Source organism: Sphingomonas sp. GW821-FHT03E12 (assembly GCF_059420685.1).
This window is the reverse complement of the sequence record NZ_JBWKUF010000003.1, coordinates 585,164-605,251: the sequence shown is the minus strand read 5'-3', so window position 1 is coordinate 605,251 and position 20,088 is coordinate 585,164. Positions and strand designations below refer to the sequence as shown.

The 20,088-nt window shown below is 66.4% G+C and carries 17 protein-coding genes; 10 read left to right on the top strand and 7 right to left on the bottom strand.

Annotation, left to right across the window (positions count from 1 at the left end; all coding sequences use genetic code 11):
- Positions 1-5: 5 nt before the first annotated feature.
- The 5 genes from pgl to AC07TU_RS12600 form a co-directional block, all read right to left on the bottom strand.
- Positions 6-713, bottom strand: coding sequence for a 6-phosphogluconolactonase (pgl, locus tag AC07TU_RS12620; protein ID WP_495188244.1), 708 nt, complete (start codon positions 711-713; stop codon positions 6-8).
- Positions 714-755: 42 nt separating this feature from the next.
- The gene (zwf, locus tag AC07TU_RS12615) at positions 756-2,213 is read right to left on the bottom strand and encodes a glucose-6-phosphate dehydrogenase (protein ID WP_495188243.1); all 1,458 of its coding nucleotides are present in this window, start codon (positions 2,211-2,213) and stop codon (positions 756-758) included.
- 190 nt (positions 2,214-2,403) lie between these two features.
- Entirely contained in the window at positions 2,404-3,336 is a 933-nt protein-coding gene (gene argC, locus AC07TU_RS12610) for an N-acetyl-gamma-glutamyl-phosphate reductase (RefSeq protein ID WP_495188242.1), read from the bottom strand.
- Positions 3,333-3,617, bottom strand: a complete 285-nt coding sequence (locus tag AC07TU_RS12605; protein ID WP_495188241.1) for an SH3 domain-containing protein — start codon at positions 3,615-3,617, stop codon at positions 3,333-3,335. The genes argC and AC07TU_RS12605 overlap by 4 nt, the downstream gene beginning before the upstream one ends.
- Positions 3,618-3,642: 25 nt before the next feature.
- On the bottom strand, positions 3,643-4,002 hold the full coding sequence (locus AC07TU_RS12600; protein ID WP_066575589.1) for a MarR family transcriptional regulator: 360 nt from the start codon (positions 4,000-4,002) through the stop codon (positions 3,643-3,645).
- Positions 4,003-4,311: 309 nt separating this feature from the next.
- On the opposite strand from AC07TU_RS12600, the gene secG reads away from it, so the two are divergent.
- A complete protein-coding gene (secG, locus tag AC07TU_RS12595) occupies positions 4,312-4,683 on the top strand; it encodes a preprotein translocase subunit SecG (protein ID WP_495188396.1) in 372 nt (123 codons plus the stop codon).
- Positions 4,684-4,766: 83 nt separating this feature from the next.
- Positions 4,767-6,404, top strand: coding sequence for a CTP synthase (gene pyrG, locus AC07TU_RS12590; protein WP_495188240.1), 1,638 nt, complete (start codon positions 4,767-4,769; stop codon positions 6,402-6,404).
- A gap of 18 nt (positions 6,405-6,422) precedes the next feature.
- Here pyrG and AC07TU_RS12585 read toward each other — a convergent pair whose 3' ends face one another.
- A complete protein-coding gene (locus tag AC07TU_RS12585; RefSeq protein WP_495188239.1) occupies positions 6,423-7,502 on the bottom strand; it encodes a winged helix-turn-helix domain-containing protein in 1,080 nt (359 codons plus the stop codon).
- Between the two features lie 269 nt (positions 7,503-7,771).
- On the opposite strand from AC07TU_RS12585, the gene AC07TU_RS12580 reads away from it, so the two are divergent.
- Complete coding sequence (locus tag AC07TU_RS12580; protein ID WP_495188238.1) at positions 7,772-8,608, top strand: alpha/beta hydrolase; 837 nt, start codon at positions 7,772-7,774, stop codon at positions 8,606-8,608.
- A gap of 87 nt (positions 8,609-8,695) precedes the next feature.
- Here AC07TU_RS12580 and AC07TU_RS12575 read toward each other — a convergent pair whose 3' ends face one another.
- Positions 8,696-9,169: an Hsp20 family protein gene (locus AC07TU_RS12575; protein WP_495188237.1), complete on the bottom strand. Its 474-nt coding sequence runs from the start codon at positions 9,167-9,169 to the stop codon at positions 8,696-8,698.
- A 251-nt stretch (positions 9,170-9,420) separates the two neighbouring features.
- On the opposite strand from AC07TU_RS12575, the gene AC07TU_RS12570 reads away from it, so the two are divergent.
- The 7 genes from AC07TU_RS12570 (at position 9,421) to dnaE (ending at position 19,912) form a co-directional block, all read left to right on the top strand.
- Complete coding sequence (locus AC07TU_RS12570; protein ID WP_495188236.1) at positions 9,421-11,892, top strand: TonB-dependent receptor; 2,472 nt, start codon at positions 9,421-9,423, stop codon at positions 11,890-11,892.
- A gap of 636 nt (positions 11,893-12,528) precedes the next feature.
- Positions 12,529-13,779: a lipoprotein-releasing ABC transporter permease subunit gene (locus AC07TU_RS12565; RefSeq protein WP_495188235.1), complete on the top strand. Its 1,251-nt coding sequence runs from the start codon at positions 12,529-12,531 to the stop codon at positions 13,777-13,779.
- Positions 13,772-14,446, top strand: coding sequence for an ABC transporter ATP-binding protein (locus AC07TU_RS12560; protein ID WP_495188234.1), 675 nt, complete (start codon positions 13,772-13,774; stop codon positions 14,444-14,446). Before AC07TU_RS12565 ends, AC07TU_RS12560 begins: the two co-directional genes overlap by 8 nt.
- 86 nt (positions 14,447-14,532) lie before the next feature.
- A complete protein-coding gene (locus tag AC07TU_RS12555; protein WP_495188233.1) occupies positions 14,533-15,165 on the top strand; it encodes a DUF937 domain-containing protein in 633 nt (210 codons plus the stop codon).
- A 21-nt stretch (positions 15,166-15,186) separates the two neighbouring features.
- Entirely contained in the window at positions 15,187-15,666 is a 480-nt protein-coding gene (locus tag AC07TU_RS12550; protein WP_495188232.1) for a glutathione peroxidase, read from the top strand.
- Positions 15,663-16,349 carry a hypothetical protein gene (locus AC07TU_RS12545; RefSeq protein WP_495188231.1) on the top strand — a complete coding sequence of 229 codons (687 nt, stop codon included), beginning with the start codon at positions 15,663-15,665 and terminating at the stop codon, positions 16,347-16,349. Before AC07TU_RS12550 ends, AC07TU_RS12545 begins: the two co-directional genes overlap by 4 nt.
- Before the next feature lie 80 nt (positions 16,350-16,429).
- Complete coding sequence (gene dnaE, locus AC07TU_RS12540; RefSeq protein ID WP_495188230.1) at positions 16,430-19,912, top strand: DNA polymerase III subunit alpha; 3,483 nt, start codon at positions 16,430-16,432, stop codon at positions 19,910-19,912.
- The last annotated feature ends 176 nt before the right edge of the window (positions 19,913-20,088 follow it).

Genomic DNA, 20,088 nt, shown 5'->3' with positions numbered 1-20,088 from the left:
CGGTTCTACTCCAGCCAGTGGACGTCGACCGGCAGCTCGGTCTCGGCGAGCACGCGGCCGATGGGATAGGCGCTCGACGCGCCCTGCTTGATCGCGGCTTCGAGCACCTTGCGCTTCTCGGCGCCGGTGATCGCGACCATCAGCGATTTGGCGTTGGCGATCGCCGCACCCGACAGGGTGACGCGGGCGACCGGAGCCTCGGGCGGGAGCGGATCAGGCAGCACACCGAGCGCGCGGCGCTCCTTGGGGCCGTTCAGCGCCTCGTCGAAATCCGGGCCGGGGAAGATCGAGGCGGTGTGCCCGTCTGCGCCCATGCCGAGCAGGACAAGGTCGAGCGGCCAGTGGAAATCGGCAAGCCGCGCATCGGCGGCGCGGCCGGCGGCCTTGTAGTCGTCGGCCTTCTCGCTGACGAGCGGGATCACGCGCGCGCCCTTGGGGATGAAGGTCTTGCCGAGGCCGGTGACGTTCGACAGCGCGTCGCCTAGCGGGACGATACGGTCGTCGGTGGGGACGATCGTCACACGTTTCCAGTCGATCTTGGCGGCGGCGAGCTTCTCATAGACCGGGGCAGGGGTGCGCCCGCCCGCCAGCGCGATCACCGCACCGCCGCGCGCATCGATCGCGCTTTCGATGATGAAGCCGATGTCGCCGGCGAGGGCGTCAACCCACTCCTCGGCTTCTTCGTACTCCCACCATTCGATTTCTTCGGCCATTTCAACAACTCCAGTGGGAAACTTCAATCTTAGAACAGGGTGTCATTCGTTCCAGGTGACGCCGTCGCGTTCGGTCAGCGCGATGGCGGCGCTCGGACCCCAGGTGCCGGCGGCATAGGGCTTTGGCTTGACGTCGGCGGTGTCCCAGCCGGCGCGGATCGCGTCGATCCAGGCCCATTGCGCCTCCACCTCGTCACGGCGCACGAACAAGGTAGGATCGCCCTCGAGCAAGTCCAGCAGCAGACGTTCATAGGCGATGCGGCGGCGGGTGCCTGCGAACTCATGCTCGAGGCTGAGGTTCAGCGGCACCTCGCGCAGGCGCACGCCTTCACGGTCGAGGCCCGGCTCCTTGGCCATCACCAGCAGGCGGACATATTCCTCCGGCTGGATGCGGATGATCAGCTTGTTCGACTGGAGCACACCGCCGCGCTCGGCGAAGATCGAGTGCGGGACGGGCTTGAATTGGACGACGATCTCGGAGCGCCGCTCGGTCATGCGCTTGCCGGTGCGCAGATAGAAGGGCACGCCCTGCCAGCGCCAATTGTCGACATGCGCCTTGATCGCGACGAAGGTTTCGGTCCGCGACCCCTTCTCCAGCTCCTCGGCATAGCCTGCGACGATCTTTCCGGTCGATGCGCCACCCGTATATTGTCCGGTAACGGTCAGGTTGGCGGCTTCGTGCCCCTCGACCGGGCGGAGCGAGCGGAGGACCTTGACCTTCTCGTCGCGGATCGAGGTACCATCGAAGCGGGCAGGAGGCTCCATCGCGATGAGCGCGAGCAGCTGCAGAATATGGTTCTGGACCATGTCGCGCAGCGCGCCGACATCGTCATAATAGCCGGCGCGCCCTTCAAGGCCCACAGTCTCGGAGACGGTGATCTCGACATGCTCGATCCCCGCGGCGTTCCAGACCGGCTCGAACAGCGAATTGCCGAAGCGCAGCGCAAGGATGTTCTGGACGGTTTCCTTGCCCAGATAGTGATCGATGCGGAAGGTTCGGTCCTCGGGGAAGACCGACGCGACGGCGTCGTTGATCTCGCGGCTGGTGGGCAGGTCGGTACCGAGCGGCTTTTCGAGGCCGATGCGGACGTTGTTGCCCGCCAAGCCCGCCGAAGCGAGGCCCTTGATCGTCGGCTCGAAGAATTTGGGCGCGGTCGACAGGAAGATGGCGAGGCCGTTCGAGATGTCGCCCAGCTTCTCGGCAAGCGTCGCATAACCCTCGATGTCCGCGGCATCGAGCGCCTGATATTGCAGCCGGTCGAGGAACGCGGCGATCGCGTCGGCATCCTTGCGGTCCGCAGGCAAATGCGTGTCGAGCGCCTTGGCGGCGAAATCCCGGAACTCGGCATCTGACAGCGTTGACCGTGCGGTTCCCGTGATCGTCAGATCCTTGGGGAGCAGACCATCGGCATGAAGGCCGTAAAGCGACGGTATCAGCATCCGCTGCGACAGATCCCCTGTCGCTCCGAACAGCAGCAGTTTGCCGAATGGCTGTCGCATCGATCCTCCCTAATCGCGTTGCGCGCCCGCCCTAGCAGCGGATTTCCGGGTTGCGAAGCACCTTGCGCTTTTGGCGACTAAAGTCTGGTTCGGCAAAGCCGAACTGGCTGCGGTACCGGCCCGGCCACCCATATCGTGCCACCGCTGGTGGCCGGGTGGGGGAGTGGGCCGGTACCGCGACAATAGCGATCTAAAGCACGAGCCCGGCGGTCTGATCGAACCCGGCCATGATGTTCAGGTTCTGCACTGCCGCGCCGCCCGCACCCTTGCCCAGATTGTCGAGCGTGGCGATGAGCCGCGCCTGACCGCGCTCGGCATTGCCGAACACGCGGATGGACAGACGATCGGTACCTGCATCGTCCTCGATCCGGACCAGCGAGACATCGTCCGACGGCAGCACGCGCACGATCGGCGAATCGCGATAGGTGTCGGCCAGCACCTGTTCGATCTGCGCAGGCGAGGGCTTGCGCGGCAGCGCCTGGAGCGGCAGCGGCACCTCGATCAGCATGCCGCGATAGGCGCGCGCGACCGCGGGCTGGAAGATCGGCGCATGATCGATACGGGCATGCTTCTGCATCTCGGGCAGATGCTTGTGCTCCAGCCCGAGACCATAGGCGCGGAAGCCGGTGGCCTCGTTGCCGCCTTCGAACTCGGCGATCATGCTCTTGCCGCCGCCCGAATAGCCCGATGCGCCGCTGATCGTGAGCACCCAGTCGGGCGGGATCAGGCCAGCGCGGACCAGCGGGCGCACCAGCGCAAGGAAGCCGGTCGGCCAGCAGCCGGGGTTGCTGACATAGCGCGCCTCGGCGATTGCGGCGGCATGCGCCGGCTCCAGTTCGGCAAAGCCATAGGTCCAGCCATCGGCCACACGATGCGCGGTCGATGCATCGATGACGCGTGTGGTGTCGTTGGTGATCAGCTCGACCGCTTCGCGCGCGGCGTCGTCGGGCAGGCACAGGATGACGAAATCGGCGCTGTTGAGCGCCTCGGCCCGCTTCCCGGCGTTCTTCCGGTCGGCATCGTCGAGCGCGATCAGCGCGATGTCGCTGCGTGTCGCGAGCCGTTCCCGAATCTCGAGACCCGTCGTGCCGGCGGCGCCGTCGATGAAGACCGTGATGCTCATGCCACCACCTTCAGCTGCGCCGCATCGACATAGCCGACCAGTCCCGAACCGGGCGCGCGGCCCCAGGCGTTGCCGGCAGACAGTTCCAGCACCTCGAACACATCGCCTTCGGCCAGCTGCGCGAGAATCTCGGCGTCGGCTTCCTTGGCCGCGCGCAGCGCTACGCGCGCCGTCACGACATGCGCGACCGGCGCGGCATAGTGCGGCGCGAAGACGCGGTCGGCGAGGCGGACGTCGGCAAGGTCACGGCGGGCGGCATCGGTCCGTGGATCGATCTGCACCGACCGGCCGGTCAGCGCGAATCGGCTACGCGCGATGCCTGGCTGGTTGTCCGACGTGGCTGTCGCCGGTGACGAATTGCCCGAATTCTGCAAGAAACTCCGCCCCTTCAGGTGTACGCGCGACAAAGATGTTCCGCTTGTCGGTTTCGTCGCGCTGGCGGCGCAGATAGCCGAGGGCACCCAGTCTATTCAAGGCGCGCGTCACGACCGGCTTCGAGACGTTGAGCGCCTTGGCCAATCCGCGCACCGTATGCGGGCCGGAATCGAGGTAGACGAGCAGCATCAGCGCCATCTGCCTGTTCGTGAGATCGGGTTCGCCTGACCGGACGTAATCGATCAGTGTGTTCTTCCAGTTATATAGCGACTGGTCGCTCACGGCGTTCATCGCATGGCACTCGTTTCTAGTTACAGGCGTTTTAGTTACAGGCCCGCAAGGAGCCGTGGTTTCCGGGGCATCAACGCCCCGAGATGCCTTCAGGTTTCAGTGCTGCGCCGAAATGTTCCGGATATGTGACATTCGTTTGGTTTGGCGGTTCCAGCCCGCTCCCCCACCCGGCCACCCATAGGATGCTGGCGCTGGGTGGCCGGGTGGGGGAGCGGGCTGGAACCGAACTTCCAATAAGGCGCACTTTGAGCGGTTGATCGCGGCGGCCACCTCCACTATGTCGCCGCTTTCCCGCGAAAGACCGACATGCTGTTCACCTTCCTCCTCGTCGTCCATGCCATCATCGCCGCGCTGCTCGTGGCGACGATTCTGATGCAGAAGTCCGAAGGCGGCGGCCTGACCACGGGCGGCAGCCCGTCGGGCCTGATGTCGGCGCGCGGCGCCGCGAACTTCCTGACGCGCGCGACGGCGATCCTGGCAGGCATGTTCATCGTGATGAGCATCGTGCTGGCAGTGCTGGCCGCCACGCGTGGCGGTGACACGATCGACACCAGCCGCGCGACCGCGCCCGCGCAGACGGCACCGGCTCCCGGGCCGGCTTCGGGACCGGCCCCGGTGGCGCAGCCCAGCGCCGCTCCGGTGGCGCCGGCGGACAACAGCGCCGTCCCGCTCGCCAAGTAAGCGGCTATCGACAGATTTTTTCGGCGGCGCCCGGAGTCGGGCGCTTGCCCCAACTCGTGCATAAAGGCTAAGCGGTGACTCCCATGACGCGGTATATTTTCATCACCGGCGGCGTGGTCTCCTCGCTTGGCAAAGGCCTGATGGCGGCAAGCCTTGCCGCGCTCCTCCAGGCGCGCGGCTACAAGGTCCGCATCCGGAAGTTCGATCCCTATCTCAATGTCGATCCGGGCACGATGAGTCCGTATCAGCATGGCGAGGTCTATGTGACCGACGACGGGGCCGAGACCGACCTGGACCTTGGCCATTACGAGCGCTTCACCGGCGTCGCTTCGCGCCAGTCGGACAACGTCACCTCGGGCCGGATCTACAAGACGATCATCGAGCGCGAGCGCCGCGGCGACTATCTGGGCGCGACGGTGCAGGTGATCCCGCACGTCACCGACGCGATCAAGGATTTCGCCCAGGCCGAGACCGACGACCTCGATTTCGTGCTGTGCGAGATTGGCGGCACCGTCGGCGACATCGAATCGCTGCCGTTCATCGAGGCGATCCGCCAGCTCAAGAACGAACTGGGCCGTGGCCGCTCGATCAGCGTACACGTGACTCTGGTGCCGTACATCGCGGCCGCGGGCGAGCTGAAGACCAAGCCGACCCAGCACAGCGTGCGCGAGCTTGCCTCGCTCGGGGTGCAGCCGGACGTGCTGGTGTGCCGCGCCGAAAAGCCGCTGCCCGCGGGCGAGCGCGCCAAGATCGCGCAATTCTGCAACGTCCCGGCCAGCGCGGTCATCCCCGCGCTCGACGCGCCGAGCATCTATGCAGTGCCGCTGCAATATCATGCCGAGGGGCTGGACAGCGAAGTGCTGCGCGCCTTCGGGATCGAACCCGGCCCGAACCCTGATCTCAGCCGCTGGACCGAGATCACCGATCGCCTGTTCAACCCCGAGGGGGAGGTGACGGTGGGCGTGGTCGGCAAATATGTCGGCCTGCCGGACGCGTACAAGTCGCTCAACGAAGCGCTGGTCCATGGCGGGATCGCCAACCGCGTGAAGGTCAACATCCGCTGGATCGACGCCGAGCTGTTCGAGAATGGCGACGATGCCGAAGTCGCGGCGAATCTGGAGGCGTGCCACGCCATCCTCGTCCCGGGCGCGTTCGGATCGCGCGGCGCCGAAGGCAAGATCGCCAGCGTCCGCTTCGCACGCGAGCGGAAAGTACCCTATTTCGGCATCTGCTTCGGCATGCAGATGGCGTGCGTCGAAGGCGCGCGTAACGTGGCGGGGATCGCGGACGCGTCCTCGACCGAATTCGGCCCGACCAGCGAGCCGGTCGTCGGCATCATCACCGAATGGATGAGCAAGGACGGGATCGAGACGCGCGAAGAGGGTGGCGACCTTGGCGGCACGATGCGGCTGGGTGCCTATCCGGCGAAGCTCACCGGCAATTCGGTGGTCGGTTCGATCTATGGCAGCGAGAATATCAGCGAGCGGCATCGTCACCGTTACGAGGTGAACACCGGCTATCGCGACGCACTCGAGCAGGGCGGGCTGGTCTTTTCGGGCATGTCGCCCGACGGGATGCTGCCCGAGATCGTCGAGCGGCCCGACCATCCCTGGTTCGTCGGTGTGCAGTTCCACCCGGAGCTCAAGTCCAAGCCGTTCGACCCGCACCCGCTGTTCGCGAGCTTCATCGAAGCGGCGGTGCGGCAGAGCCGGTTGGTCTGAAGAGCCGGCTGGTTTGCGCTAGCCCCGCCGCTCGCGGCGGGCGAGCGCAATCACGCCAGTCACGCAGGCGCCGAACAGCGCGCCTTCCAATGTCGCGGACACGGCCTGGCTGAGCGGGCCGAAGCCGGCTTCGCCCATCAGAGCGCCGATCTGATCGATGCGCAGGCGCGCGGCGGGGAATTGCCCGGCGAGCAGCGCGAGGCTGCCCGCGAGCAGCCGTCCGCCGAGCAGCGCGACGAGGAGTCCGGCAACGCCCCCGCTGAGCCCGCCCAGCAGTGCTGCATCGCGAAAACGGGGTGTGCCGCGGCGATGGGCGAACCAGACTCCCAGCCCCACCGCGGCACCGAGCGCCGCCCCCTCCGCGCCGCCGGTGATATTGCCCGGCGACTGGCCGAGCAGCAGCGAGAAGGCGTCCAGCCCGAGCATCTTGCCGAGCGCGCCGACGATAAGCCCCCCGGCCGCGCCGCCGGCGACGCTCCAGCGCCACGCCCGCTCCGACAGCGCGTTCGCCACGGCGATGCCCGCGCTGACCCCGGCGGCGCCGACGGTGGCGAGCAGGATTGCGACGCAGAGCAGCACCAGCAGCGTCGAGGCCGCGCCAGCCTGTGCCGGCTGCGACGCGGCTGCGAGCCCGTAGATCAGTCCGCCGATCAGCCCGGCGATGCTGCCGCCCAGAACGCCGAAACCGGCGGTCAGCGCAGCCTCATCCCAGCGCCCGGGCAGGCGCGGCAACGGTTCGGGCAGGGGGCTGGCCAGGGGTTCCGGTAAGGCGGTTTCCTCTGCCGGCTGGACGGGGGCGATGAAGCGGTAGCCATGCTTGGGCACGGTTTCGATGAAGCGCGGGTTGGTCGCATCGTCGCCGAGCTGGCGGCGCAGGGTGCGGATGCACTGGGTCAGCGCCTCGTCGGTGACGGGGATGCCGCGCCATACCTCGGCCATGAAGCGGTCCTTCGAGACCAGCTGGCCGGGCGCGCGCACCAGCAGCAGCAGCGCGTCGAGGTACCGCGCGTTAAGCTCGACCGGCATGCCGTCCTGCGTCAGCCGTCGGTTGGCGGGGTCGAGGTCGAAGCGTTCGAAGCGGAAGCCGGTGGCGGCCATGTTCTTTTGCGAAGCCCCAAGCTGGAATGCGACCCATCGATGCCCTAGCGTTCCGGTGGAGGCAAGGCGGCGATCCGTCGCGCCTGCGCAACGATCAGCCGGTTTGCATGCGCGGCGGCGTTGTCCGCCCTCGACGATGCGCTAGCGGCAGGAACAGCGAAAACACGGGGGGAAGCTTGAAACAGGCCTTATTCGGCGGCGCGATAGCCGCATTGACCTTGTCTGCGTGCGGAAATGCCGCTCCGCAGGCGATACCCACGGCGACGGGTGTGCCGGCGCAACGCGGTGAAGGGCAGGCCTATGAGCTGCTGGGCACAGAGGTGTGGGATGTGCCCGATCCGGCGACGGGGCGGACCTACCAGCTCTTCGTCAGCCTGCCACCCTCCTATGGCACGGAGCCGGCGCGCCGCTATCCGGTGCTCTACGTCACCGATGCCGACTATGCCTTTCCGGTCATCCGCCAGATCGCTCGGCGCCTGAATGTCGAGGGGCCGAAGGTCGAGGAGTTCATCCTGGTCGGAATCTCCTACGCCAAGGGCGGCGATCCGGTCGCCAGCCGGCGGCGGGACTATACGCCGACGCCGAACGGCCCGAGCGATACGCCGCCCGGCACCCGACATGGCGAGGGCGCGAAGCACCAGGCCTGGCTGCGCGATCGGGCGCTGCCCTTCGTCGCCGGCCGCTACCGTACCGCGCCAGGGCGCGGCATCCTGCTGGGGCACAGCTATGGCGCGCTGCTCGCCGCGCAGATCCTGTTCAGCGAGCCGGAGCTGTTCGGCGGCTATGTCCTGGGCAGCCCGTCGCTCTGGTACGACAAGCGCCACATGCTCGGCGTTGAGGCCGCCTATGCCGCGCGACATCGCGATCTGAAGGCGAAGGTCTTCATCTACACCGGCGAGTATGAGGCGCTGCGCAAGGGCGATCCGCGCTACAACCAGAGCGTGGACCTTGTCGCTGACAGCCGCGCGCTGGCGGACACGCTACGCAAACGGGGCTATCCCGGGCTGACGCTTGAGGCCGAGATATTGAACGGCGAGGACCATGTTTCGGTCGCGCCGCGCGGTTTTACCCGCGCACTCAGGTTCCTGCTTCCGGCGCAGAAATAGAAAAGGACGCCCGGACGGATATCCGGGCGCCCTCCGGGGGCGGTGCGCAAGGGGGTAGAACGCGCCGCCCTTTGGGACTTCGGCTGCTCAGCCGACCGAGCGATGCTCGATCGCGGTGCCGTCGTCGGACTCGTTGCCACTGCCGATGGCGATCTTCTTGGGCTTCATCGCCTCGGGCACCTCGCGGACCAGCTCGATCACGAGCAGACCGTCATTGAGGTTGGCGCTTTCGACCAGCACGAAGTCGGCCAGTTCGAAACGGCGCTCGAACCCGCGATTGGCGATGCCGAGATGCAGCATCTGCGCGGCGTTGTTGTCCTGCGACTCGATCTTCTTGCCGGCGACCAGCAGCAGGTTCTGCTGCGCGGTGATCTCGACCTCGTCAGGCTTGAAGCCGGCGACGGCGATCGTGATCCGGTAGCGGTCGTCGGAGATTCGCTCGAGGTTGAAAGGGGGGTAGTTCTCGCTGCCCGACTGGCGCGCGGTCGCTTCGAGCATATCGAAGAGCCGGTCGAAGCCGATCGTCGAACGGCGGAAGGGGGTGAGATCGATCTGACGCATAAAGCGAATCCTCTATTGAGCAATTTCAACGTCTTGTGGCATCCAGTTGAACTGCGATGCCAGGTCTGCGCGGCCCCGAAGGCACCGTGCAGCGTTGATTTGGGAAGCCGGTGACGGGTTTCAAGAGCGCGGTGAAATGTGTGGCAATTAAGGTGTAAAGCCTATTGATCAGGTAGGAATAGAATCGCTTTCTGGCTAAACCCTATCGACCTAGTGGAGTTTAACCCCGACACCACGAGGGGAGCCAACCAGTGAGCCTGAACACTTTATCATTCCTGCTGCTTGCCAGCGCGTCGCCCGCGGCGCTCGCGCAGGAAACGCCGCCGGCCGACGTCACCGTCCAAGAGCCCGCGCCGCCGACCGTGCCGGGCGAAACCGGGCGCGATGCCGAGGACGTGCAGCGCAGCTCGGCGGCCTCGGACATCGTCGTCACCGCGCGCCGCCGTGCCGAGCAGGTGCAGAACGTGCCGATTCCGATCAGCGTGGTGGGCGTGAAGGAGTTGGACAATACCGGCAGCTTCAACGTTTCGCGTCTGGCGCAGCTTCAGCCGACGCTGCAATTCTACTCGACCAACCCGCGCAACTCGTCGGTCAACATCCGCGGGCTCGGCGCGCCTCTGGGCCTCACCAATGACGGCATCGACCAGGGCGTCGGCGTCTATATCGACCAGGTCTATCTGAGCCGCGTCGCGGTCGCGACGCTCGACTTCCTCGACGTTTCGCAGATCGAGACGCTGCGCGGGCCGCAGGGCACGCTCTACGGCAAGAACACCGTCGCCGGCGCGATCAACATCACCAGCAAGGCGCCGAGCTTCAATTTCGAAGGCCGTGCCGAACTGTCGGTCGGCAATCTCGAGTTCAAGCAGGCCAAGGCGTCGATCAGCGGCCCGCTGAGCGAGGACGTCGCGGTCCGCATCGGCTTCGCGGCGACAAATCGCCGCGGTACCGTGTTCAATGTCGCCACCGGCAACTACGTCAACGAGCAGGACAATATCGGCCTGCGCGGCGCGCTGCTGTGGCGCGCGACCGACAATCTCAGCCTGACACTGAGCGCCGATTACAGCCGCCAGAACCCGGAATGCTGCGCGCAGATCTACATCAAATACGGTCCGACCCAGCGCGCCGCCAACCGGCAATATCCGGCGCTGACCGCGGCGCTGGGCTATGCGGTGCCGAGCACCAATCCGTTCGACCGGCTCACCGACCTCGACGCCGATCTCAATGCCAAGAATGTGCTGGGCGGCGTCTCGCTGCGCGCCGAATGGCAGCTTGGTTCGGGTACGCTGACCTCGGTCAGCGCCTGGCGCTTCTGGGACTGGCTGCCCGCGAATGATCGCGATTTCACCGGCCTGCCGATCACCACTTTGTCGCAGAACCCGACGCGGCAGGACCAGTTCACCCAGGAATTCCGCTATGCGGGCGAGGGGAGCGGCTTCGACTATGTCATCGGCGCCTTCGGCTTCTACCAGAAGATCCACACCACGGGGACGCAACGCCAGGGCCCGGCGGCGAGCCGCTGGCTGATCAACCCGTCGAGCGCGCTGGCCAACGATCCGACGGTGCTGGACGGGCTGACCGCGGCGAACGACATCCAGCTCAAGAACTTCAGCGGAGCGCTGTTCGGCAAGCTCAACTGGAAGGTGACCGATGCGATCACCCTCTCGCCGGGCGTGCGCGTCAACTATGACGACAAGGTCGGCAGCTATGTCAGCATCGTGCGCGACGGGCAGGGCAACCTCGTTCCGGCGACCGGCGGCACGCCGCGCCAGGTGGAGCAGCGCACCGCGCTGACGCCGCAGGCCTTCACCGACGAGGCGTATCGCGCGTGGAACGTCACCTATGACTTCACGGCATCGTACAAGCCGTCGCGCGATATCCTTCTCTATGCGACCTACGCCCACACCTTCAAATCGGGTGGTCTCAACCTGAACGGCGTGCCCGTCGCCAACGGCGTCGCCCAGACCCAGTTCGCTCAGGTCGATCCGGAGAAGGTCGATCATTTCGAGCTGGGCGTGAAGACCCAGTTCTGGGACCGCAAGGCGACGTTCAACGTCACCGGCTTCTGGACGGTGATCAAGGACTATCAGGCGCTGGTCAATGACGGCCAGAACTCGACCCTGCGCGGCTATCTCGCCAATGCCGGCGAAGTGCGGGTGCGTGGCGTCGAGGCCGATTTCTCGATCCGGCCGAGCGAGCGGTTCAATTTCTACGTCAACGGTGCCTATACCGACCACGAATATGTGAAGTTCACCAACGCGCCGTGCCCGCCAGAGCGCTCGGGCGGCCCCGCGGCCCCCGCGGGCAGCCCCGGCGGCGCGCCCGGCGTGCCGGGTGCACAGAGCCCGCTGGTCTGCGATATCTCCGGCCAGTGGCTGCCGGGCATCTCCAACTGGGCTTTCTCCTATGGCGCGGAATACAATGTACCCGCCAAGGTGTTCGGCAAGGACGGCGAGATCTATCTGGGCGCCGACGCCAACTCGCGGTCCAAATTCTCGTCCAACGCCTCGCGCTCCATCTACACCGACATCGACGGCTACACGCTGGCCAATTTCCGCCTCGGTTTCCGCACCGACGAGGGGCTGAACATCTTCGGCTGGGTGCGCAACGCGTTCGACAAGAAGTATTTCGACGTGCTGGCGACGACGCCGGGCAACACCGGGCTGATCTCAGGCAATGTCGGCGATCCGCGCACCTATGGCGTGACCGCGGGGCTGAGCTTCTAGCCCCGCACAACGAGACGTATCTGCCCCCGCGATTGACTTTAGGAACAGGCCGGCGCGGGCGGCAGATGCCAGGGGAGGGGCCGCAACCAGGCTCCTGCGGTTCCTCCCCGACCTGATGGGCCGCCAGCGGCGCCAGACAGGCCTGCAAAGCGCGATTTGCTCCGCTCCGGTGCTCACGTACTGAAGTACGCTGCGCTCCGGTGCTCGCAAATCACCCTTTTCGGCTCCATCTGGCGCCACTGGCGGCCCATCAGGCATTTACGGATCTAGGCGTCGCGGGGGAATCTGGTCCAGAAACGCGAAACGCCCGGGCCGTTTCCAGCCCGGGCGCCTGCGTGACGATGCCTCGTCAGCCCCCTTGTGGCTTTCCTGCCCACACATCCTTCCGAGAAAGAACGGGACGGGAGAGCCTCCCCGAACCACGGCCATTGCCTGCGCTTCGTGGGGACGTGCTAGGATGGCGGGTGCCGCTTGTCACGGGGCGATGACGTCACCGCAGCGCTTTGCATTCATCCTGTGTTTATTTGGCAACAGCGCGGGTTTGTGCCCATCCGTTACGAATGGGCTGCGGGGCGTCCCCGCCAACGAAATTCGCTTCTTTGCGAAACCGCAAACACCCCCTAACACCGCCGCCCTATGCTTCTTTCCCGATATGAGCGGATGATTGCCCGCCGCTACCTCCTGCCCGGGCGGGGGGAGGCGTTCATCTTCCTCGTCGCCTCGATCAGCCTGGTCGCGGTGATGCTCGGCGTTGCCGCGCTGGTGATCGTCATGAGCGTGATGAACGGTTTCCGCGCGGAGCTGTTCGACAAGATCACCGGCCTCAACGGCCATGCCGTGGTGCAGGGCTATGGCGGCCAGCTGCGCGACTGGCGCGAGATCGTTGCGCAGGCGAAGAAAACCCCGGGCGTGACCAGTGCCACCCCGCTGATCGAGCAGCCGTTGATGGCGAGCTTCCAGGGGCGGGTCGAGGGCGTGCTGGTGCGCGGCATGAACGTGTCCGACATCCGCATCAATCCGACGCTCAACAAGAATGTGCTGATCGGCGATCTGAAGCAGCTGACCCCGGGATGCGAGTGCATCGCGATCGGATCGCGACTGGCGCAATCGCTCGGCGCGACGCCGGGGAGCAGCGTCTCGCTCTTGAGCCCGCAGGGGCTGACCAGCCCGTTCGGTACGGTGCCGCGCATCGTGTCCTACCGCGTCGCCGCGATCTTCGAGATCGGGGTGTACGACTATGACAAGGCGTTCGTCGTGATGCCGATGGAGGATGCCCAGACGCTGTTGCTGATGGGCGATACGGTGGGGATGGTCGAGCTCGACACCAGCAATCCCGACAAGGTCGGCGAGATCCTGGCCCCGCTGGCACAGCAGGTCGCCGGCGTCGGCCAGCTGACCGACTGGCGCACGCTCAACGCGACCTTGTTCGAGGCGCTGGCGGTCGACCGGCTGGTGACCTTCACCGTGCTGTCGATCCTGATCCTGGTCGCTGTGTTCAACATCCTTTCCTCACTGATCATGCTGGTGCGCGCCAAGACGCGCGACATCGCGATCCTGCGTACGATGGGCGCGACGCGAAGCGGGCTCATCAAGATCTTCGTGACCGTGGGTACGGTGATCGGATCGCTGGGCATCCTCGCCGGGCTGATCTTCGGCTTCATCCTGCTCTATTTCCGCCAGGGCGTGCTGACCTTCCTCGGCTTCGTCACCGGGCAGGAGATTTGGGATCCGTCGATGCGTTACCTCACCGAATTGCCCGCCAAGACCGATCCGGTCGAGGTCGCGGGGATTGCGCTGATGGCCCTGGTGTTCAGCTTCCTCGCCACGCTCTACCCCGCCTTCAAGGCGGCGAGCACCGATCCCGTGCAGGTGCTGCGCTATGAGTGAGATGGTCCTTCAAACCACGGGCCTCAAGCGGACCTTCAGCCAGGGCGGCGCGGATATCCACGTCCTGCGTGGCATCGACCTGACCGTGGGGCAGGGCGAGATCGTCGCGCTGCTCGGCCCTTCGGGCTCGGGCAAATCGACGCTGCTTCAGGCGGTCGGCCTGCTCGAAGGCGGGTTCGAGGGTTCGATTCGCATTTCGGGCGAGGAAGTCGGCAAGCTCGAAAGCCATGCGCGCACCGTCACGCGGCGCGACAAGTTGGGCTTCGTCTACCAGTTCCACCATTTGCTGCCCGACTTCAACGCGCTCGAGAATGTCGAGCTGCCGCAGCTCATCCAGAACGCCACGCTTGCCGATGCGCGGGCGCGGGCAGAGGGGCTGCTCACCGCGCTCGGCCTCGGCGCACGGTTGACGCACCGGCCGAGCCAGCTGTCGGGCGGCGAGCAGCAGCGCGTCGCGGTGGCGCGGGCGCTGGCCAACCGGCCGGCGCTGGTGCTGGCGGACGAGCCGACCGGCAATCTCGACGAGAACACCGCCGATGTGGTGCTCGCCGAATTCCTGCGGCTGGTGCGCGGCGAGGGCGCGGCGGCGCTGATCGCGACACACAATGAGCGGCTGGCGGCGAAGATGGATCGCGTGGTGCGGCTGCATGAGGGCGTGCTGGAGTGAAGTAACTCGCATGCCATCTCCGCGCTGCTATAGTGCGCCGCACGCGGATGACCCTCATCCGGGAAATGCAGGCTCGGGAGAAGGCAATGAATCTGACCGACATCCTCGCACAGGCGGGCGGCATCGAATCGATGGCCCGCGATCTGGGCGTTTCGCCCGACACCGCGAAGGCGGGCGCCGACGCGCTGCTTCCGGCGATCCTGGGCGGCTTCAAGAAGCAGGCGCAGACCGGCGGCGGGGTTGAGGGACTAGGCGGACTGCTGGGCCAGCTGGGCGGTGGCGGGCTGCTCGACGCGGTGCTGGGTGCACAGCCGACGCCGGTCGATCAGGGCAATGACGTGCTCGGCCAGATCTTCGGATCGAAGGATGTGAGCCGCACGGTCGCGGGCCACGCCGCGGAGCAGACCGGCCTCGATTCCGGCCTGCTCAAGAAGATGCTGCCGATCCTGGCGATGCTGGTCGCGGGCTATCTGGCGAAACAGGGCGGCGGTCAGCAGGGCGAGGGCGGCGGGCTGGGCGGTCTGATCGGCGGAATGCTCGGCGGCGGCGGTTCGGGCGGACTGGGCGGCGTGCTCGGGAATGTGCTCGGCGGCGGAGCCAGCAGCGGCGCGCAGGCGCCTGCGGGCGGGCTGGGCGGCCTCGGCAAGCTCATCGATCTCAACGGCGACGGCAATCCGCTCGACGATATCATCGGTATGGCGGGCAAGCTGACCCGCTGACGCTTGCGGGAGGAGAAGGTCATGGCCGCGATCACCGATATTCCCGTCACCACGCCCGAAGGGACTCAGATCGACCTGTCGGACTATGCCGGCAAGGTGCTGCTGATCGTCAACGTGGCCTCCAAATGCGGCTTTACACCGCAATATGAGGGGCTGGAGGCGCTGCACCGGCGCTATGCCGATCGCGGGTTCGAGGTGCTGGGCTTTCCCTGCAACCAGTTCGGCGGGCAGGAGCCGGGCGACGCGGCTGAGATCGCGAATTTCTGTTCGCTGACCTATGACGTGACCTTCCCGGTGTTCGGCAAGATCGACGTCAACGGGCCGGACGCCGCGCCGCTCTATCGTCACCTGAAGAAGGCGGCGCCCGGGCTGCTCGGGACCGAGGGGATCAAGTGGAACTTCACCAAGTTCCTGATCGACCGCACCGGCAATGTAGTCGATCGCTACGCCCCGCAGACCAAGCCCGACGATATCGCTGCGGATATCGAGAAGCTGCTTTGATCCTCTGGCGCCGGATGGGTTCGGGCGTTCTTGCCGGCCTGTTTCTGGCGATGGCAGCGCCCGGCCATGCGCAAGAGACGGAGGAGCCTGCTCCTGCCGCGGCAAGCCTGGCCGGCGACTATGACGCTTCCGAAAGGGAGATGGTGGCCAGCCTGCGGCTGGGCAAGGACGGGCGGTTTCAATATGGTCTGACCGTCGGTTCGCTCGATCAGATGGCGCAGGGGCGATGGGAGGCGGATGGCAAGCGGGTTCGCCTGATCAGCGACCCGCGCCCCGTCGCGCCGACGATCAAGGCGGGACGGGTGGAAGCGACGTCGCCGGACAAGCCTTTCGCCATTCGCCTTGTAGGGCCGTCGGGGAACGACGTGCCGGGCGTCGACCTGCGGATCGAATTCGACGGCGGAGCACCGCTGGACAGCTACCTGCCCGGCAGCCCCTGGTCGCTGCCGGAGGACGAGAAACGCATTCCGCGCTTCGTCACCTTCAGCATCCCATCGCATCGGATCGAGTTTCCCCGCCTGCCGCTCGAGCCCCGGCCGGGTACGACGGCAGTCTTCGACCTTACGCCCAATGATTTCGGGGTGGCGGATATGACCGATGCCGTGGTGACGGTGGAGGGCGACACCCTGACGCTGACCTATACGCTTGGGACGCTGCGGATGAGGCGGCGCAAGGAGGACTAGGCGAGCGCTGGCCTGCGATTAGCTGTGGAAAACCCAGGTGCTTCCTTTGACCCTTCGGCACCCCCATTTATAACGATCCTATGCCCCATTCCGGCTTCGTCCCCCTCCGCATTTTTTCCGCCTACACGATGCTGGAAGGCGCGATCGAACCCAAGGCGATCGCCGGACGCGCGCGCGAGCTCGGGTTCCCGGCGGCCGCGCTCTGCGACCGCAACGGCCTCTATGCCGCCATGTCCTATGGCGACGCCGCCAAGAAGGCCGGCGTCCAGCCGATCGTCGGCGCCTTGCTGTGCGTCGAGCGGCCCGATGTGCCCGAAGGCGTCACCCCGCCGCTCGACTGGCTGGCGCTGCTCGCGCAGGACCAGCGCGGCTACGAGAATCTATGCGATCTCGTCTCGCGCGCGCATCTCGAGCGCCCGATCGAGAAGGATGCGCATGTCCTCTTCTCCGACCTTGAGGGCCGCACCGACGGCCTGATCGCGTTGACGGCGGGCAAGGAAGGCGGGCTTACCCGGCTGTTCGCCGAAGAGCAGGACACGGCCGCCTTCGCCTACGCGGACCGGCTTCAGGCGCTGTTCGGCGACCGGCTCTATATCGAGCTCATCCGCCGGCTGGACGAGGTCGAAGGCCGCGCCGAGCCGAAGCTGCTCGACCTTGCCTATGACCGCGGCATTCCGATCGTCGCGACCAACCCGGCCTGCTACGCCGAGCCCAATTTCCATCAGGCGCATGACGCGATGTTGTGCATCGCTGGATCGGCCTATGTCGCCAGCGACGAGCGTGCGCGTTCCTCGCCCGATACATGGATGAAGCCCGCGACCGAGATGAAGCGGCTGTTCGACGATCTGCCCGAGGCGATCGAGAACACGCTCGTCGTCGCGCAGCGCTGCGCCTATGCCGCGCCCAAGCGCAAGCCGATCCTGCCCAGCCTCGCCGGCGATCTGGAGGGCGAGGCCGCCCAGCTGCGCGACGATGCGCGCGCGGGGCTGGAGGCGCGGCTGGCGACCGCGGGGATTACCGACCCCGCCAGGCGCGAGGAATATTTCGCGCGGCTGGCGTTCGAGACCGACATCATCATCCAGATGGGATTCCCCGGCTATTTCCTGATCGTCGCCGACTTCATCAAATGGGCGAAGATCAACGGCATCCCGGTCGGGCCGGGCCGCGGATCGGGCGCGGGCTCGGTGGTCGCCTGGGCGCTGACCATCACCGATCTCGACCCGCTCGAACTGGGCCTGCTGTTCGAACGCTTCCTCAACCCGGAACGCGTGTCGATGCCCGACTTCGACATCGACTTCTGCGAAACCCGGCGTGGCGAGGTGATCCGCTACGTCCAGGCGAAGTATGGCCGCAACCAGGTCGCGCAGATCATCACCTTCGGAACGATGAAGGCGCGCGCGGTGCTCAAGGACACCGGCCGCGTGCTGCAGATGAGCTATGGCCAGGTCGACCGCCTCGCCAAGCTCGTCCCCAACCATCCGACCGATCCCTGGACGCTGCCGCGCTCGCTTAACGGCGTCAGCGAGTTCAAGGCCGAATATGACGGCGACGAGGGGGTGAAGCACCTCATCGATCTCGCCATGCAGCTCGAGGGGCTGCCGCGTCACTCGTCCACCCACGCCGCGGGCGTGGTGATCGGCGACCGCCCGCTCGCCGAGCTGGTGCCGCTCTACCGCGACCCGCGTTCGGACATGCCCGTCACCCAGTTCGACATGAAATATGTCGAGGGCGCGGGGCTGGTGAAGTTCGACTTTCTCGGCCTCAAGACGCTGTCGGTGCTGCAGAAGGGCGTCGAGCTGCTTGCCGCGCGCAACATCCAGATCGATCTCGCCGCGCTCGGCTGGGACGATCCGGCGGTCTATGAGCTCCTCCAGCGCGGCGACACGGTCGGCGTGTTCCAGCTGGAATCGGAAGGCATGCGGCGCACGCTGACCGCGGTGCGGCCGACCAATTTCGGCGACATCATCGCGCTCGTCTCGCTCTACCGCCCCGGTCCGATGGACAACATCCCGATGTTCGGGCGGCGCAAGCAGGGGCTGGAGCCGATCGAGTATCCGCACCCGGCGCTCGAGGGCATCCTGAAGGAGACCTACGGGATCTTCGTGTATCAGGAACAGGTGATGCAGGCCGCGCAGATCCTGGCCGGCTATTCGCTGGGCGGCGCCGATTTGCTGCGCCGCGCGATGGGCAAGAAGATCAAGGCGGAGATGGACGCCCAGCGCGCCTTGTTCGTCGAGGGCTGCGCCAAGGTGAACAACATCGCCGAGGGCAAGGCGAACGAACTGTTCGACTTGATCGACAAGTTCGCCGGCTATGGCTTCAACAAGTCGCACGCCGCCGCCTACGCGCTGCTCGCCTATCACACCGCCTGGCTCAAGGCGCATTACCCGCACGAATTCTACGCCGCCTCGATGTGCTTCGAACTCGGCCAGACCGAAAAGCTGGCGATCTTCGTTGAAGACATGAAGCGGCTGAGCATCGCGTGCCTGCCGCCCGACATCAATTCGAGCGAGGCCGAATTCTCGGTCGAGGCGGTCGATGACGGGTTCGCCGTCCGCTACGCGCTCGCCGGCCTCAAGGGCGTGGGCGAAAAGGCGATGGAGCTGCTGGTCGAGGAGCGCCACGCCAAGGGCCGCTTCCAGAGCCTCGACGATTTCGCGCGCCGCGTCGATCCGCGGCTGCTCAACAAGCGGCAGGTCGAGGCGCTGGCCGGGGCGGGGGGCTTTGACAGCATCGCGCCCGACCGGCCGGGTGTCTACGCCGCCGCCGAGACGATCCTGGCCGTTGCCCAGCGCACCCATGCCAATCGCGAAAGCGGGCAGGGCGGGTTGTTCGGCGAGGCCGAGCCGGTCGGTTCGGCGATCCAGCTGCCCAAGAGTGCGCGCTGGACGCTGGGCCAGAAGATCGAGGCCGAAAAGGATTCCTTCGGCTTCTTCTTCTCCGCCCATCCGCTCGACCGCTACCAGCACCTCGCCCGGCTCCACGCGGCGCGCAGCATCGTCAGCCTGAACGACATCGATATCGCCGAGGGCGGCCGCGCCGGTGCGACGATTGCCGCGCTGATCGAGGATGCGCGCTGGCGGACTTCGGCGCGTGGCAAGCGCTATCTGATGGCGACACTGTCCGACGCCAGCGGCACCGTGCCCTGCACCTGCTTCGACGACCATACGGCGAAGGAGATGGAGGACGCGTCGCGCGCCGGCGGCTGCGGCATCCTGACGCTCGAGCTCGACCGGCGTGCGGGCGAGGATTCTGCGCGGGTGACCGTGCGCAAGGTGCAGCCGTTCGAGGGGATGGCGAAGGACGTTCGTCTGACGCTGCGCCTGACGGCGACCGAGCCGTCCGCACTGGCGGTAATCGCCGCACAACTCGCGGATGCACGGGGCGGGCGGTGTGAAGTGGTGCTCGACGCGCCACTTCCTGGCGGCGGGGAGGCGGAACTTGTTCTGGGCCGCAACTTCCGCATCGACGGCGAGCTCGCCGCACGGATCGAGGGGCTGCCCGGAGTCTCCGCTTGCGAGCTCAAGCCGACCGAACTGCCAAGGCTCGCGCTGGCGAGCTGAAATTCCTCCCCTGAGCTTGCTCAGGGGAGGGGGACCGCGCCCGAAGGGCGTGGTGGAGGCGCCGCCGCGCAGACGGCGGTGCTCGATTGAAGCGTTTCCGCCCTCTTCGGGGCGGCCCCTCCGTCATCGCTGCGCGATGCCACCTCCCCCAGGGGGGATAGCCACCCCCTTGCATC